This window comes from Streptomyces gilvosporeus (assembly GCF_002082195.1).
In the GTDB taxonomy this organism is placed as follows: Bacteria; Actinomycetota; Actinomycetes; order Streptomycetales; family Streptomycetaceae; genus Streptomyces; species Streptomyces gilvosporeus.
Genome location: NZ_CP020569.1, coordinates 3,628,880 through 3,643,309 on the forward strand (window position 1 = coordinate 3,628,880; position 14,430 = coordinate 3,643,309).

The window sequence follows — 14,430 nt, forward strand, 5'->3', positions numbered from 1 at the left end:
CCTCACAAAGCGAGTGATCCCATGAGGCGAAACCACCCCACACCCCCACGACAACGCCGGCAGTCGCGCCAACCGGCAGCCCGCCAGCAAGCGCACAAACGCTCCCGTCTGACGACCAGAATGCTCGTCGCCGCGGGCGCCCTCCTACTCGCCGGCGGCGGTCTGGCCGCGGTCGCCACCACCGCGCTGGCCGGCAACTCCGACCCGAACGCGGAAGCCGGCCATCAGCGCACCACCCTCGCCACCACCATCTCCTGCCCCGACGTGGGCGACCGGCTGCGCCAGGTCCCCAGCGGCGCCCGCCTCCAGGTCTCCAAGGGCCTGGCCGCCCTCGACCGCCAGGTGGCCACCGCGTACGAGCAGATGTCCGGCAGCCAGGGCAACAAAGTCCTCAGCAACGACGTCCTCAGCCGGCTGAAGCAGCAGCGCAGCAAGACCATCGGGACCATGGCGAACGCCATCGCCCGGAACGCCAAGCGGCCGACGTACCTGATGGCGATGAGCGGCTGCACCACCAAGCCCACGGGAGACAGGCTCAACGCGGCCGGCCAGACCGGCAGCCAGTACGGCACCAAGTCCACGAACGACGGCTGGGGCCAGAGCCCGTCGCAGGACCCGGCCCAGGGCGGCGACCCCAGCCAGCAAGGGCAGAGCCAGGTCCCGGGCCAGAGCCAGGATCCGAACCAAGGGCAGAGCCAGGGTCAGCAGGGCGGCCCCTCCCCCGACGACTTCGCCGACATCAACACCGTCCAGCCGAACGCCGGCGACCCGCCGTTCGCCGCGCCCCAGGGCAGCGGCGCCTCGACCGGCACCTTCACCAGCGAGTGCGGCCGCAATGAGGACGGCCACTTCAACTCCGACAACGTCATCGTCACGCCCGGCGTCAGCAACGGCGCCCACCACACCCACGACTACGTGGGCAACAAGTCCACCGACGCCAACTCCAACGACCAGAGCCTCGCCGCCTCCGACACCACCTGCACCAACGGCGATCTGTCCACGTACTACTGGCCGGTGCTGCGCAAACTGGACGGCACCTCGGAAAACACGCCCGGCGCGGGCCACGACGGCAACAACGGCTCGGTGCTGACCCCGGCCTCGGTGACCATCCAGTACCGCGGCAGCCAGGCCGGTGCCGTACGGGCGATGCCGCAGGACCTGCGCATCATCACCGGCGACGCCAAGGCCCTCACCAACGGCACCGCCAACGCCAACGCCTCCTGGAGCTGCACCGGTTTCGAGAACCGCCAGCTCAAGGACAAGTACCCCCTCTGCCCGCAGGGTTCGCAGGTGGTCCGCACCTTCGCCTTCCAGAACTGCTGGGACGGCCGGAACACCGACAGCGCCAACCACCGCACCCACGTGGCCTTCTCCGACCGCAACGGCCAATGCCCGCAAGGCTTCACGGCCATCCCCCAGCTCGTCGAACGCCTCACCTACGACGTGCCGCAGGGCGACAGCTTCGCCGTCGACAGCTTCCCCGAACAACTCCACAAACCGGTCACCGACCACGGCGACTTCATCAACGTCATGCCGACCGACCTGATGAACAAGGCGGTGGACTGCATCAACCGGGGGCAGAAGTGCACATGAGGCCGTGACGCACGCCACGAACCTCTGAGGCGCCCGCCTCCCCACGGCCTGGAAAACCAGGTGCCGCGGGGAGGCGGGCGCCTTCCACGCAGTCGACGTCAGCGAGGGCCGGGGCAGGCTAGGGCGCTCGGGAGAGGGCGAGTCTGCGGCGCTCGCGGTCGATTGCGGTGAGGGTGACCGTGAGTTCGTCGCCGACCTGGACGGCATGCTCGGGAGCCGTCACGGGCGTGGCGGTGAGCTCGTCCAGCGGGATCAGCCCCTCGATGCCGTCGGCGACCCGGACGAAGACGCCGAACGGGACCAGTTTGGTGACCGGTCCACACAGCGTGTGGCCCACGGAATTTGCGTCTGCGAATATCTGGAAGGGGTCCGGCTGCGTCGCTCGCAGGGACAGTCTGGCCTCGCCGTTCCAGGTGTCGAAGCCGAGGAACACGCAGGAGATGCGCCGGCCGACGTGCACGACGTCCGACGGCGCCTCGATGCGGCGCCAGGACAGGTCGGGGACGGCGATGAAGCCGACGCCGGGGAAGACCGGGTGGTCGGGGCCGTCGTCCAGCGCGACGAACACGCCGAAGTACTCGATCGCCGCGACCGTGCCGGAGAGGATCTCGCCGCGGGAGAGTGAGGAGAGGAACGCCCAGAGTTCCGGGTGGTCGGTGCCGGAGATCATGGGGGCGATTGTCGCAGCCGGGGCCGGTCCGGTCTCGGTGGTCGGCCTTCTCGGGGCCGGCCCGGGTGCTGATGACGGGTGAGGCGCCAAGGCCCAACCGTTTGGCCCTGGCGCGGGGATCGCCCGCCCAGGGCCGCGCCGTAACAGGCGCCGTCACGGCCGTGACAACCGTGGAACCGATTACCTGGCGCCCCTCAGCGGCACCAGCCCCCGTACAGGGTGTGGGACGGCCCGGCAGCCGTCGGTGGGTCGGTGGACCGGTGGATTGGTGGTCCGGTGGTCAGGTGGTCCAGTGGTCGGTGGACCGGTGGGCCGGTGGATCAATGGTCCAATGGTCTGGTGGACCGGCGGAACGGTGGACCAGTGGTCAGGTGGATCGATGTTCCGGTGGGTCGACGTTTCGGTGGACCGACGTTTCGGTGGACCGGTGGAACCGATTACCCGGAGCCCGTCAGAGGCCGGGTGTCAGGGGCGTCGGAGGCGTCATAGGCCGTTCACCCGCGCCTCCCTCGCCATGCCGAGTGGTCGGATGGTGGAGGCCACCGTGCGGGCGCGGCGGCCGACTCGGGCCCGGTAGGAGCGGACGTGGGCCATCAAGCGGCGGCTGCGGAGGGCCATTTCGAGTTCGAAGCGGCTGCGGGGGTCGCGCAGGACCGGCCCGAAGAGCTTTTCGATCTGGCGCAGGCGGTAGCGGACCGTTTGCGGGTGGACATGGAGAAGTTTGGCGGCTTCGGGAGCGCCGCCGCCCTCCAGCCAGGCGAGCAGGGTGACTTCCAGACGCTCGCTCTGGCGGGGGGTCAGTTCATCCAGTGGGCCGAGCCAACGGGCGGTCAGCGCGTCGGCGAGGGACTCGTCCTGGAGGAGCAGCAGCGCGGAGAGGTGGTCGTCGACGAAGGCGGCCCGTGCCTCCGGGCCGACCCGGCTGGGGGCCAGCGTCAGGAGGTAGCGGGCCCAGCGCAGCGAGGAGCCCGCGTCGGTGGCACCGGTGATGTGCCCGACGGCCGCCGCCCGGCCCTTGAGGGCCGCCTCCAGGCGGGCCCTGGTCTGGGTGGCCGGGTCGGGGACGATGAGGCAGGTGTCGCCCTCGACGGTGCCGATGAGCGCATGCCCCAGCGCTGCGGCCAGTTGGGGTGCCTCGGCGGGGGTCGCGAGGACGACGGCCTGGACGGTGTCGGGGACCGGCCAGCCGGCCGCGCGGGCGAGACCGTCCAGTCCCTCGTCCGGTACGTCGCGTTGCCCGGCGAGCACATCGAACAGGTCCTGACGGGCCCGCGCGACGGGCATCGGCGTGACCACGGACGATACGGCCGGACGTTTACTCTGCGACTCTTTTTGGTAACCGAGGACTGTCAGCAGGGCCTGTTCGAGTGCCCATTCCGCCTCTTCTACAGGGGTATTCCCGAGAAGTGACGCCAATGCAGGAAATCCTCGCTGCAGCTCGGCCACTACCTTCTCCGCGAAGTCCGGGATTTCTCTTCTCACGACTCGGCTCCACTCGCTTCGGGGCCGCGACCAGATGCGGTTCAGGAGATCACACATCGCTACCTCAATCCTGGCGGGGATGCGGCTTGGTCTGGCGCTGAACTCCCCCGTACGCCTGAGTCGGCATCATCGGGAGTTTGCACGCGTGACCGCGATGCCGCCGCAGGAATTTGTCACAGCGCGCTAAACCTTACGAAATTCCAACGGGGTTCGTAGATGCTTTTGCACATCCGGATTACGGCCCTGCGTATCCGCTCGGTCACGGAATGTTCACTGTTACCGGTGGTCACCCAAAAGTGTTACCGGGGGTCACCGGCACAAATGCCCCGGATTTCATACCGGTAATACCTCCAATGTCGCGGACGGGAGATTCTCCCGGAAATTCGCATCCCGTACCCCTGCCCCGCAAACGGGAGGTCAGATGTCCATCCCCCGCCTGCAGAACCAGCGCGGCGAAGCGGATCGACCGCACCCGACAGGCCGTCACACCCACCGTGCGCGGCCGCCGTCGGGCATCCCTCGCCCCCGGCGCCCGGACCGCCGGACCGGATCGCCGGCCAACGGCCCTTCACTGGCCAACAGTTCCTCGACAGCGGCTACAACGGCCGTCCTGCGACCGGCACTTCCCGCCGCACTGCTGCTGTTCATCGCCGTCACCGTGCACTCCGGCGCGATGGACACCCTGGTGCACTTCCTGGACTACAGCGCCGGGGTGCTCGCCCTGATCTCGCTGTCCGTCACGGTGCTGTGGGGGCTGGCCGCCACGGACCGGATGGTGCTGCACTCCGGCCACCGGCTGCTCGCCCAGGCCGTGCACCGCGGCACCGCCGTCGCCGGACTGGGCTTCCTCGGCCTGCACATCTGGGTGAAGATCGCCGAGGGGCACACCGGCGCGCTGTCCGCCGCCGTGCCGTTCACCGACGGCGCCCGGCCGGCCCTGGTCGGGCTGGGCTCGCTCGCCGCGTACACCTTCCTCGCGGTCGCGGTGACCGGCGCGGTCCGCGGCGCGTTCACCGGCACCGCCGGCCCCCGCTGGTGGCGGGCGCTGCACATGAGCGCCTACGTCGCCTGGGCGCTGGCCCTCGTCCACGGCCTCAAGTCGGGCCGTCCCGCGGCGGGTTGGGCGATCGCCGGATACGCCCTGTGTCTGGGCGCGGTGGCCGTACGGCTCGCCCTGCGGATGCGCGGCGGGCGGCGTGAGTCGTGAGCGGTAGGCCGTAGCCCGTAAGCCCCCCGGCACACCCCCAGCACCACCACCAGGCACAACCCAGGAGAACCCCATGACCGCCCCCGCCCCCACCCGTCCGCTGCCCGTCGTGGCGGCGCCCGATCCCGTGCCCACGCTGGCGTCCCTGGGACCGCCGCGGCTGCTGGCCGGGCTCGACGAGGCGCCGCGGCTGGACCGGGTGGCGCATCTGGCCCGGCACGGCGGGCCGCCCCGGCTCACCGAACAGGAGCTGGTGGCGCTGGCCGAGGACACCGATCTGCGCGGCCGCGGCGGCGCCGGCTTCCCCTTCGCCCGCAAGGTGAGCGCCGTCCTGGAAGGGATGCTGCGCTCCGACGGGAAGGCCGCCGTGGTCGTCAACGGCAGCGAGGGCGAGCCCAGTTGCCTCAAGGACACCGCGCTGCTGCTGCACGTCCCGCATCTGGTGCTGGACGGCGCGCTGCTGGCCGCCGACGCCCTGGGCGCACAGGAGGTCGCGGTCGGCGTGACCCGGCCGGATGTCGCGGACTCGGTGCAGCGCGCCATCGACGAACGCGGGCCGGTGGGGCCGGCCTTACGGGTCACCCTGCTGACCGAGCGGTTCGTCACCGGCGAGGGGTCGGCCATGACCAGCGGCCTGGGCGGCGGGCCCGGTCTGCCCTCCGGCCGGAAGATCCGCTCCAGCGAACGCGGGCTGAACGGCCTGCCGACCCTGCTGTCCAACACCGAGACCTACGCCCAGCTCGCCGTCGCCGCCCGCCTCGGTGCGCTCGGCTACCGCACCGTCGGCCTGCCCGCCGAGCCCGGCACCCTGATGCTCACGGTCGCCGGCAACCGGGTCGTGGAGGCCCCGTACGGGGTCCCGCTCTCCCGGGTGCTGGCCCTGTGCGGACTGGACCAGGGGCAGGGCGTGCTGATCGGCGGCTATCACGGCACGTTCATCTCGCCGGCCGACGCGCAGACCGCGACCCTCTCGCGGGCGGCGCTGGCGGCCTACGGTGCGGTGCTCGGCGCGGGGGCGGTGCTGCCGCTGCCGTACGACACCTGCCCGGCAGGCGAGACGGTGCGGGTCGCGCACTGGATGGCCGCCGAGTCGGCGGGACAGTGCGGGCCGTGTGTGCTGGGCCTGCCGGCCCTCGCCGACCAGCTCGACCGCGCCGTACGCGGCGGCGGGGACGACGCCCTGGAAGCCGTGCGGGCCCGTATGCGGGCCGTGGAGAAGCGCGGCGCCTGTAGCCACCCGGACGGCACCGCGCGCTTCGTGGCCTCGGCTCTTGCCGCCTTCCCCGAGGAGTTCGAGCGCCATGCCCGCGGGTTCGGGTGCGGCCGCCCGGTGACCGGAGCGCTGCCGGTCACCGGGCACCGGCCGCCACCGGCCGTCCTGTCCGCCCCTCCGCCTCCGCCCGCCCCCAAGCCACCGCCGCCGCAGGAACGCCTGCTGGTCGACTGGACGCTGTGCCGCGGCCACGGTCTGTGCGCCGATGTCGTACCGGGGATCATCAAGCTCGGTTCGGACGGCTATCCGCAGCGCGCCAACATGCCGCTGCCGGCCCGTATGCGGCGCCGGGCGCAGCTGGCGGTACGGCGCTGCCCGGCGCTGGCGCTGCGCGTCCAGCAGGCCAACTGAGCGCGCCCGTAAGCCCTTTGTCAGCGGGCGAGAAATTTTCGCCCGGCCTGAACACGGCACCCCCGGCCCGCGTACTTCCCCCCGACGAAGCCAACCCCGCACCGACCCGATCCCCCATCCACCGAGGACCACACCCACCGGGCACCACACCCCTCCCCGGAACCCCACCCGACCGAGGCAGCACACCGCTCCACGAAACCCCCACCAACCAAGGAGACACCGTGACCCTCACCCGACGCCGTGCCGGACTCGCCGCCACCGCGCTCGCCGCCCTGGCGCTCACCGCCGGCTGCGGCAGCAGCACCAACCAGGGCGCCGGCAGCACGCCCAGCTCCGACACCATCCAGCCCGCCGGCCAGGGCACCAGCGACTACGGCTCCTCCGGCTCGGGAAGCGGCGGCGGCTACGGCGGCCAGGCGGGCGGCGACGACGGCACGGCGGGCGGCAAGGCGAAGCAGTGGCCGGCCGCGGGCACGCTCGCCCTGCACGAGGCCCCCGACCTCGGTCCCGTCGTCACCGACGCCAAGGGCATGACCCTCTACCGCTTCGACAAGGACACCGCCAAGCCGCCCATGTCGAACTGCTCCGGTGCCTGCGCCACCGCCTGGCCACCGGTCCCCGCCGACGGCGCGGACGTCCCCGCCGGGATCGCCAAGAGCGCCCTGGGCTCGGTCACCCGCGCCGACGGCACCAAGCAGCTCACCATCGGCGGCTGGCCCGCCTACCGCTACGCCAAGGACACGAAACCGGGCGACACCAAGGGCCAGGGCGTCGGCGGCACCTGGAACGCGCTGGCCGCCGACGGCAAGAAGGCCGGCGCCCAGCAGACCGGCGACGTCTCGGTGTTCGACCAGCCCACGCTCGGCAAGATCCTCGTCGACGGCCAGGGCCGCACCCTCTACCGCTTCAACAAGGACAGCGCCTGGCCGATGAAGTTCGGCTGCACCGGCTCCTGCCTGGACACCTGGAAGCCCGCCAAGCCGGCCGACCGCTCCAAGCTCGGCGGCATCCCGCCCAAGCTGATCTCCACCGTCACCCGTCCCGACGGCACCCGCCAACTGGCCGTCAAATGCTGGCCGGTCTACTGGTTCACCGGCGACAAGCAGCCCGGTGACATCAACGGCCAGGGCAAGATGGGCCTGTGGTTCGCGGTGTCCCAGGACGGCAAGAAGCTCACGACGACGCCCTGACCGGCGGCGCGGGCTCCTGACCGGGGAACTCGTCGTCCAGCGCCAGCACCTCGGCATCCGGCCGCTCGTCCCGCTCCCGCGGCCCCAGCCAGGTGACCGCCAGCGCCACCGCCGCATTGACGGCCAGCGCGACGATCCCCGCGTTCATCCCCCAGAGCGGGTCGTGTCCCCCGAAGACCAGGACACACACCAGAGCCAGGCCCACCACCAGGCCGCTCACCGCGGCGCGCACCGTCAGCCGCCGCCACACCAGCCCCAGCAGCAGCATCGGTACGAGCTGCGCCATGCCCTCGTACGAGATCAGGGACAGCCGTACGAGGGTGTTGGGGGCGGTGTAGGTGAGCAGCAGGGCGAGCGTTCCGGAGGCCACCACGACCAGCTGTGAGGTGAGTTTCTGACGGTGCGCCAGCCGTGGCAGCCGGCCCAGTACGCTCCTCCCCCACATCGTGCCGATGACCAGCATGAACACGGCCATCGGCACGATGGAGGAGAGCGCCGCAGCCGCGCCGATCACCCCGACCGCCCAGGCCGGCAGGGAGTCCACCACCAGCTTGAACAGCGCGAGGTTGGAGTCCGCGCCGACCAGCCCGGGGACGACGAACAGCGCGGCCAGGCCCAGCAGCATCGGGACGTACAGCAGCACGTTGTAGAAGGGCAGGTACATCGCATTGCGGCGCAGCGCCTCGGCGTTGCGCGCGCCGAGATAGCCGGCCACGGTCGTCGGGAAGATCACCACGGTGAGGGAGTTGACGAGGGTGGTGGTGAGGAACCAGGTGCCGCCCAGGCCGCCGGACGCATGTCCGGGGAAGACCAGCCACTGCGGCTTCTCGGCGACGAGGCGGTGCAGGAACGGGCCGTAGCCGCCGAAGTAGTGCAGCGGGACGTAGCAGGCGAGAAAGGCGAGGGTGACGATGACCAGGATGTCCTTGAGGACCGACACCCAGGCGCTGCCGCGCAGTCCGCTGACGACGACAAAGCCCGTGGAGACCGCGAAGGCCAGGAAATAGGCCCAGTTGAGGCTGATGGCACCGTAGGAGACCGTGGAGACGACCACACCCATGCCGGTGATCTGGAGCTGGATGTACGGCAGCAGACAGACCGTGGCCAGGACGGCGACGGCGGCGCCGAGCCAGGGCCGTCCGTAGCGGTGGGCGACGATATCGCTGATGCCGACCAGGCCGTGGCGGCGGGCGTAGGCCCACAGCATCGGGCCGACGGCATAGCCGAGCGCATAGCCGCAGGACATGTAGGCCAGCACATAGAGCACCGGGGCGCCGAAGTTGTAGCCCCAGCCGGCGGCGCCGAGGTAGCTGAAGCTGGTATAGCTCTCGCCGGCCATCAGGACCCAGATGAAGACGGTACCGAGGCTGCGGCCGCCGACGGACCACTCCGCGAGGCCGCCGCCGGAGGCGCGGCCCCGAACCGCGAGCAGACCGAGCGCGACGGTCAGCACCATGAAGGCGCCGAGGACGGCGGTGGCAACGGTGGCGTTCACCTCCGCCCCCTTCCGCGGTCGCCGCGGCGGGCCAGCGCCACGGCAAGGGGGGTGGCCAGCGTCGCCACCAGCATCCAGAAGAACAGGAACGGCAGCCCGAGCACCGTCGGCGTGACCCGGTTCACCAGCGGCAGCACCGCCAGGAACAGGACATAGGGCAAGAGCAGCCAGAGGAGCGCGTAGCGCCTGCGCCCCGGCCCCTCCCCGTTGTGGGTGGGAGAAAACCAGCGGGGAACCCGTACGCGGCCGGGTGCCGCATTTCGATTGCGTCCTACAGAACTGGACATACGACGTATGTTCCCACCGGCCCCTTGCCCCCACTCACGGGAGGGGCCACGCCGCAGGACGAAGTCCGGAGGCGTGGCACCGCACCCGTACCAACCCACGCCCGCCGCAGGCGTCACGGCGAACAACCCCCACGGCGGGAAAGCCGACAACGTGGGGAGCTAGACAAAGCGCAGCGAACGGTCAGCCGAAAATGTGGGAGGCCGTATAGATGGCCAGGCCCGCCAGCGCCCCCACCACCGTGCCGTTGATGCGGATGAATTGAAGATCGCGGCCGATGTGGGCCTCGATCTTCCGCGACGTGTGCTCGGCGTCCCAGCCGGCGACCGTGTCGGTGATCAGGGAGGTGATCTCGCCCTGATACGTCGTCACCACATAGCCGGCCGCGCCCTCCAGCCAGCCGTCGACCTTGTTCTGGAGGCGCTTGTCCACGGCCATCCGCTGGCCTAGGGACAGCAGCGAGGCCCGCACCCGCAGCCGCAGCTGGCTGCGCTCGTCCTCGGCGGCGGCCACGATCATGGCGCGCACCGCGCCCCAGGCGGAGGCGATCAGGTCCTGCACCTCGCCGCGGCCGAGCACCTCGGACTTGAGGCGTTCGACCCGGGCCCGGGTCTCCGGGTCGCGCTGGAGATCGGTGGCGAAGTCGGTCAGGAAGCGGTCGACGGCACCGCGGGCGGGATGGCCGGGCATATCGCGCATCTCGGTGACGAAGCGCAGCAGCTCCTTGTAGACCCGGTCGCCCACCCGGCGGTCGACGAAACGCGGGGTCCATCCGGGCGCGCCGCCGGAGACCGCCTCCATGACGGAGTCGCCGTGCTCGACCAGCCAGTCGTGGGCGCGGGCGCAGACCAGGTCCACCACCCGGGTGTGGCCGCCCTCGGCGACGACCTTCTCCAGCAGGGTGCCGATGCCGGGGGCGATCTCCTGGGCGTCCGCGCGGCGGGTGATGGCCTCGCCGACGACGGCCTGGACGTCGGAGTCGCGCAGGACGGTGAGCGCGCCGCGCAGCGCGGTGGACAGTTCGGCGGTGACCCGGTCGGCGTTCCTGGGCTCGGCGAGCCAGCCGCCGAGCCGGCTGCCGATGCCGACGGCGCGCAGCCGGCGGCGGACGACCTCGTCGGAGAGGAAGTTCTCGCCGACGAAATCACCCAGGCTCTGCCCCAGTTGATCCTTTTTGGTGGGAATGATGGCGGTGTGCGGGATCGGCAGCCCCATCGGCCGCTTGAACAGGGCGGTGACCGCGAACCAGTCGGCCAGCGCACCGACCATCCCGGCCTCGGCCGCCGCCGCGACGAACCCGGTCCAGCCGCCCGCCCCGGAGGACTGCGCCCATTTCGCCAGGACGTAGATCACCGCCACGATCAGCAGCAGCCCGGTGGCCAGCGCTTTCATCCGCCGTACGGCGCGGCGGCGGCCCTCGTCGGCGGGGCTGTGGTCGAAGCCGCCCAGGCGTGCCGTCCGGCCGACCGGTGCCGCGTCCGCCGCCGGCCGCGCCACCGTAGCGGCCCCGTCGGCCCTTGTCCGTTCCATCCGCTCCACCGTTCCCCGCCCCTCCGTCCACCCGAATGCCCGGCCTGCTATGTCCCACTGTGACCTACTGAGGGAACGAACCACGAGTTCCCCACGTCCACACCACGAGAGCCATCGCCAGGGTGCCGGGCGGTGCCCCGGAGGTCCGTGGGATCATGCAGAAACGATCGGACCGCAACGGCGCCGCTGATCACTCGCTGCCCTTGCCCGCCCGGAGCGCCGCGCTCCGCCTGCCCCAGGAGACTTCTCCCGCATGACGAAAAGCGTGGGTTACGCGCTGCTCGCCGGCCTGGCGGCAGTCGTCGTGCTGATCTCCACCGCCATATTCGTCGGCTTCGGCGGCGACAACGGTCCGGGCGGCGGCCCGCACAAGCCGCGTGATCCGGCGGCCCCGGCGGTCTCCGGGCAGTGGGTGGGCACCTGGTCCGCGGCCGCGGCGGCCGCCGAGCCCGGCGCTCTGGACGGCTACGCCGGGATGTCGATACGCAACGTCGTGCACACCAGCGTCGGCGGCTCCGGCGCCCGCATCCAGCTCTCCAACCTCTTCGGCACCCAGCCGCTGTCGGTCAGCCACGCCTCGATGGCGGTGGCCAGCGCCCCCAGCAACCCCACGGCCGCGGCCGGCACCATGCGGCGGCTGACCTTCGGCGGCGACGCCGCGGTGACCATCCCGGCCGGCGGCGCGGTCACCAGCGACCCCGTACGGCTCAACGTCCCCGCCAACGCCGACCTCCTGGTCACCACCTACTCCCCTTCCCCCGCCGGCCCCGCCACCTACCACCCCTACGCCCGCCAGATCTCCTATCTGGCCCGCGGCGACCGTACGGAGGACGCCACCGGCGCCGCCTATACGGAGCAGAGCCCGTACTGGCGCTATCTGACCGGTGTGGACGTCTGGGGCACCGAGGCCCAGGGCACGGTCGTGGCCATCGGGGACTCCATCACCGACGGCATCACCTCCACCGCGGGCGCCAACCACCGCTGGACGGACTTCCTGGCCGAACGGCTGCGGGAGGAGCCCGGCGCGCCCCGCTACGGCGTCCTCAACCAGGGCATCAGCGGCAACCGCCTGCTGGTCGACGGCAGCCGCTTCTCCCCCAACAACGGGCCGAGCGTGCTGTCCCGGATGGACCGCGACGCGCTCTCGCGCACCGGGGTCAAGGCGGTGGTGGTCGAGATCGGGCTGAACGACCTGTTCAAGGTGCCGCACCAGTACGACGCGCAGAAGATCGTCGCGGGCATGCGGGCCATCGTCGACGAGGCCCACGCCCGCGGACTGCGGGTGACCGGCTCCACGCTGACGCCGTTCGGGGGCCACCGCGGCTACACCCCGCGGATGAACCACGCCCGCGAACAGGTCAACCGCATCATCCGCTCCGGCTCGGTCTACGACCAGGTCGTCGACTGGGACCACGCCCTGCGCGACCCCGCCCACCCCGAACGCCTGCGGCCCGTCTACGACTCCGGCGACCACCTCCACCCCAGCGACGAGGGCTTCCGGGCGATGGCGCAGGCGCTGAACCTGAACGATCTGAAGCGGTCGTCAGTGCGGGCCGATCTCTGACCCCACAGCGTCGGCGCCACGGTAGAGCCGGGCGATCACCCCTTCGATCTCCGGCTCCCGAAGGGACAGATCCACCAACGGATAGCGCTCCGCGACGGCCGTCACCACCGGTGCCGCGCTCTGGGCGGCGGGGAAGGCCAGCCACTGGCGGGGACCGTCGACCCTGACCGTACGGGCGCCCGGGATGCCGTCGATGGGCGGCAGTTCCCGCTCCAGATCCACTACCAGCGTGCGCTCGCCGCCGGCGGCCGCGCGCAGCGCGTCGAGGCCGCCGTCGTAGACCAGATGGCCATGGTCGATGACCATCACCCGCCGGCACAGCTGCTCGATATCCGTCAGGTCATGGGTGGTCAGCAGGACCGTGGTGCCGCGTTCGGCGTTCACCTCGTGCAGGAAGGAACGGACCTTCGCCTTGCTGACGACGTCGAGCCCGATGGTCGGCTCGTCCAGATAGAGCACCTCGGGGTCGTGCAGCAGCGCCGCCGCGATGTCGCCGCGCATCCGCTGGCCGAGCGAGAGCTGGCGGACGGGGACGTCGAGGAGGGGGCCGAGATCGAGGAGTTCGGTGCAGCGGTCGAGGTTGGTGCGGTAGACGGCGTCCGGGACGCGGTACATGCGGCGGACCAGTTCGTAGGAGTCCTTCAGCGGCAGGTCCCACCACAGGGTGGTGCGCTGGCCGAAGACCACCCCGATCCGGCGGGCCAGCCGGGTGCGTTCGCGGGCGGGGTCGATTCCGGCGACGCGCAGCCGGCCGCCGCTGGGGACCAGAATGCCCGTCAGCATCTTGATGGTGGTGGACTTCCCGGCGCCGTTCGGGCCGATGTAGCCGACCATTTCGCCGCGCGGCACCTGGAAGGTGAGGCCGTCCACGGCCCGTACCTCATGGCGTACGCGGCGCAGCCGGCCCGCCTTGCGGCGTACCGAGAAGACCTTTTCGAGGCCGTCGACCTCGATGAGCTGACCTGCCGTCATATTCCTCGCCTCAGCTTCCCGTGCTCCGGTACGCGCGCAGCCCGTGGCGCCATGCCAGCCCCGCGCCCGCACACATCAGCGCCGCCACCGCCGGGCCCAGGAAGTCGGCCCAGCCCGGCAGCCCCAGCGGATCGGGCCGGCCCATCAGCCGCAGCGCGGGCAGCCAGTTCACGAAGGCCAGCGGGACGAGGAAGGTGACCCCGCGCACCAGGTCCCTGGCGAAGACGGTGGGCGGGTACTGGAGCATGGTGGTGCCGCCGTAGGTGACGGAGTTCTGGACCTCGGCCGCGTCCTGTGCCCAGAACTGGAAGGCCGCACCGGCGGTGAACACCGCCGCGAAGATGGCCGCACCGCTCAGGACCGTGACCACCGCCAGCAGCACCCGGCCGACCGTCCAGTCCACCTCCACACGGGTCACCGACCAGCCCAGGACCAGCAGCGCCTGCCCGATCCGGCCCAGCCGGCGCAGCGCGAAGCGGTCCGCGGCGACCTGCGCGAGGACCGGTACGGGGCGCAGCAGCAGGGTGTCCAGGGTGCCGTCGCGCACCCGCGCCCCGAGCCGGTCCATGCTGCCGAGCAGCAGGTCGGCCAGGCCGAGCGAGAGGGTGGCGGTGCCGTAGAGGAAGGCGACCTCGGGCAGCGTGAAGCCGCCGAGGGCGTCGATCTGGGAGAACATCAGCACGATGGCGACGAAGTCCAGGGCGCTGGCCGCGAAGTTGCCGAGGGCCATCAGCACGAAGGAGGTGCGGTAGGCGAGGGTGGAGCGGATCCACATGTGCACGATCAGGCCGTACGCGCGCAGGCCGTGCGCCACCGCC

At 71.5% G+C, this 14,430-nt stretch carries 12 protein-coding genes; 5 read left to right on the forward strand and 7 right to left on the reverse strand.

Annotation, left to right across the window (positions count from 1 at the left end; all coding sequences use genetic code 11):
• Positions 1–120 precede the first annotated feature (120 nt).
• Positions 121–1,593 (forward strand): DUF1996 domain-containing protein, encoded by a 1,473-nt coding sequence (locus tag B1H19_RS15990; protein ID WP_083105381.1) that lies wholly within the window; start codon positions 121–123, stop codon positions 1,591–1,593.
• A gap of 118 nt (positions 1,594–1,711) precedes the next feature.
• Here B1H19_RS15990 and B1H19_RS15995 read toward each other — a convergent pair whose 3' ends face one another.
• Both B1H19_RS15995 and B1H19_RS16000 read right to left on the reverse strand, forming a co-directional pair.
• Positions 1,712–2,263: a S1 RNA-binding domain-containing protein gene (locus tag B1H19_RS15995; protein WP_083105382.1), complete on the reverse strand. Its 552-nt coding sequence runs from the start codon at positions 2,261–2,263 to the stop codon at positions 1,712–1,714.
• 483 nt (positions 2,264–2,746) lie between these two features.
• A complete protein-coding gene (locus B1H19_RS16000) occupies positions 2,747–3,547 on the reverse strand; it encodes a PucR family transcriptional regulator (protein WP_078969722.1) in 801 nt (266 codons plus the stop codon).
• A 619-nt stretch (positions 3,548–4,166) separates the two neighbouring features.
• Here B1H19_RS16000 and B1H19_RS16005 point away from each other — a divergent pair.
• From B1H19_RS16005 to B1H19_RS16015, 3 genes are all read left to right on the forward strand, one after another.
• Positions 4,167–4,952, forward strand: coding sequence for a hypothetical protein (locus B1H19_RS16005; RefSeq protein ID WP_237289333.1), 786 nt, complete (start codon positions 4,167–4,169; stop codon positions 4,950–4,952).
• 73 nt (positions 4,953–5,025) lie between these two features.
• Positions 5,026–6,576, forward strand: coding sequence for an NADH-quinone oxidoreductase subunit NuoF family protein (locus tag B1H19_RS16010; protein ID WP_083105383.1), 1,551 nt, complete (start codon positions 5,026–5,028; stop codon positions 6,574–6,576).
• Positions 6,577–6,797: 221 nt separating this feature from the next.
• The gene (locus tag B1H19_RS16015; protein ID WP_083105384.1) at positions 6,798–7,766 is read left to right on the forward strand and encodes an SCO0930 family lipoprotein; all 969 of its coding nucleotides are present in this window, start codon (positions 6,798–6,800) and stop codon (positions 7,764–7,766) included.
• On the opposite strand, the gene B1H19_RS16020 is transcribed toward B1H19_RS16015, so the two are convergent.
• From B1H19_RS16020 to B1H19_RS16030, 3 genes are all read right to left on the reverse strand, one after another.
• Positions 7,750–9,261 (reverse strand): sodium:solute symporter family protein, encoded by a 1,512-nt coding sequence (locus B1H19_RS16020; protein ID WP_083105385.1) that lies wholly within the window; start codon positions 9,259–9,261, stop codon positions 7,750–7,752. The genes B1H19_RS16015 and B1H19_RS16020 overlap by 17 nt on opposite strands.
• Positions 9,258–9,548: a DUF3311 domain-containing protein gene (locus tag B1H19_RS40805; RefSeq protein ID WP_418361450.1), complete on the reverse strand. Its 291-nt coding sequence runs from the start codon at positions 9,546–9,548 to the stop codon at positions 9,258–9,260. The genes B1H19_RS16020 and B1H19_RS40805 overlap by 4 nt, the downstream gene beginning before the upstream one ends.
• Positions 9,549–9,729: 181 nt before the next feature.
• Positions 9,730–11,076, reverse strand: a complete 1,347-nt coding sequence (locus tag B1H19_RS16030) for a DUF445 domain-containing protein (RefSeq protein ID WP_083109682.1) — start codon at positions 11,074–11,076, stop codon at positions 9,730–9,732.
• 253 nt (positions 11,077–11,329) lie between these two features.
• On the opposite strand from B1H19_RS16030, the gene B1H19_RS16035 reads away from it, so the two are divergent.
• Entirely contained in the window at positions 11,330–12,640 is a 1,311-nt protein-coding gene (locus tag B1H19_RS16035; RefSeq protein ID WP_083105386.1) for an SGNH/GDSL hydrolase family protein, read from the forward strand.
• Here B1H19_RS16035 and B1H19_RS16040 read toward each other — a convergent pair.
• Both B1H19_RS16040 and B1H19_RS16045 read right to left on the reverse strand, forming a co-directional pair.
• Complete coding sequence (locus tag B1H19_RS16040; RefSeq protein WP_083105387.1) at positions 12,620–13,612, reverse strand: ABC transporter ATP-binding protein; 993 nt, start codon at positions 13,610–13,612, stop codon at positions 12,620–12,622. The genes B1H19_RS16035 and B1H19_RS16040 overlap by 21 nt on opposite strands.
• Positions 13,613–13,622: 10 nt before the next feature.
• A complete protein-coding gene (locus B1H19_RS16045; RefSeq protein ID WP_083109683.1) occupies positions 13,623–14,387 on the reverse strand; it encodes an ABC transporter permease in 765 nt (254 codons plus the stop codon).
• Positions 14,388–14,430 lie beyond the last annotated feature (43 nt).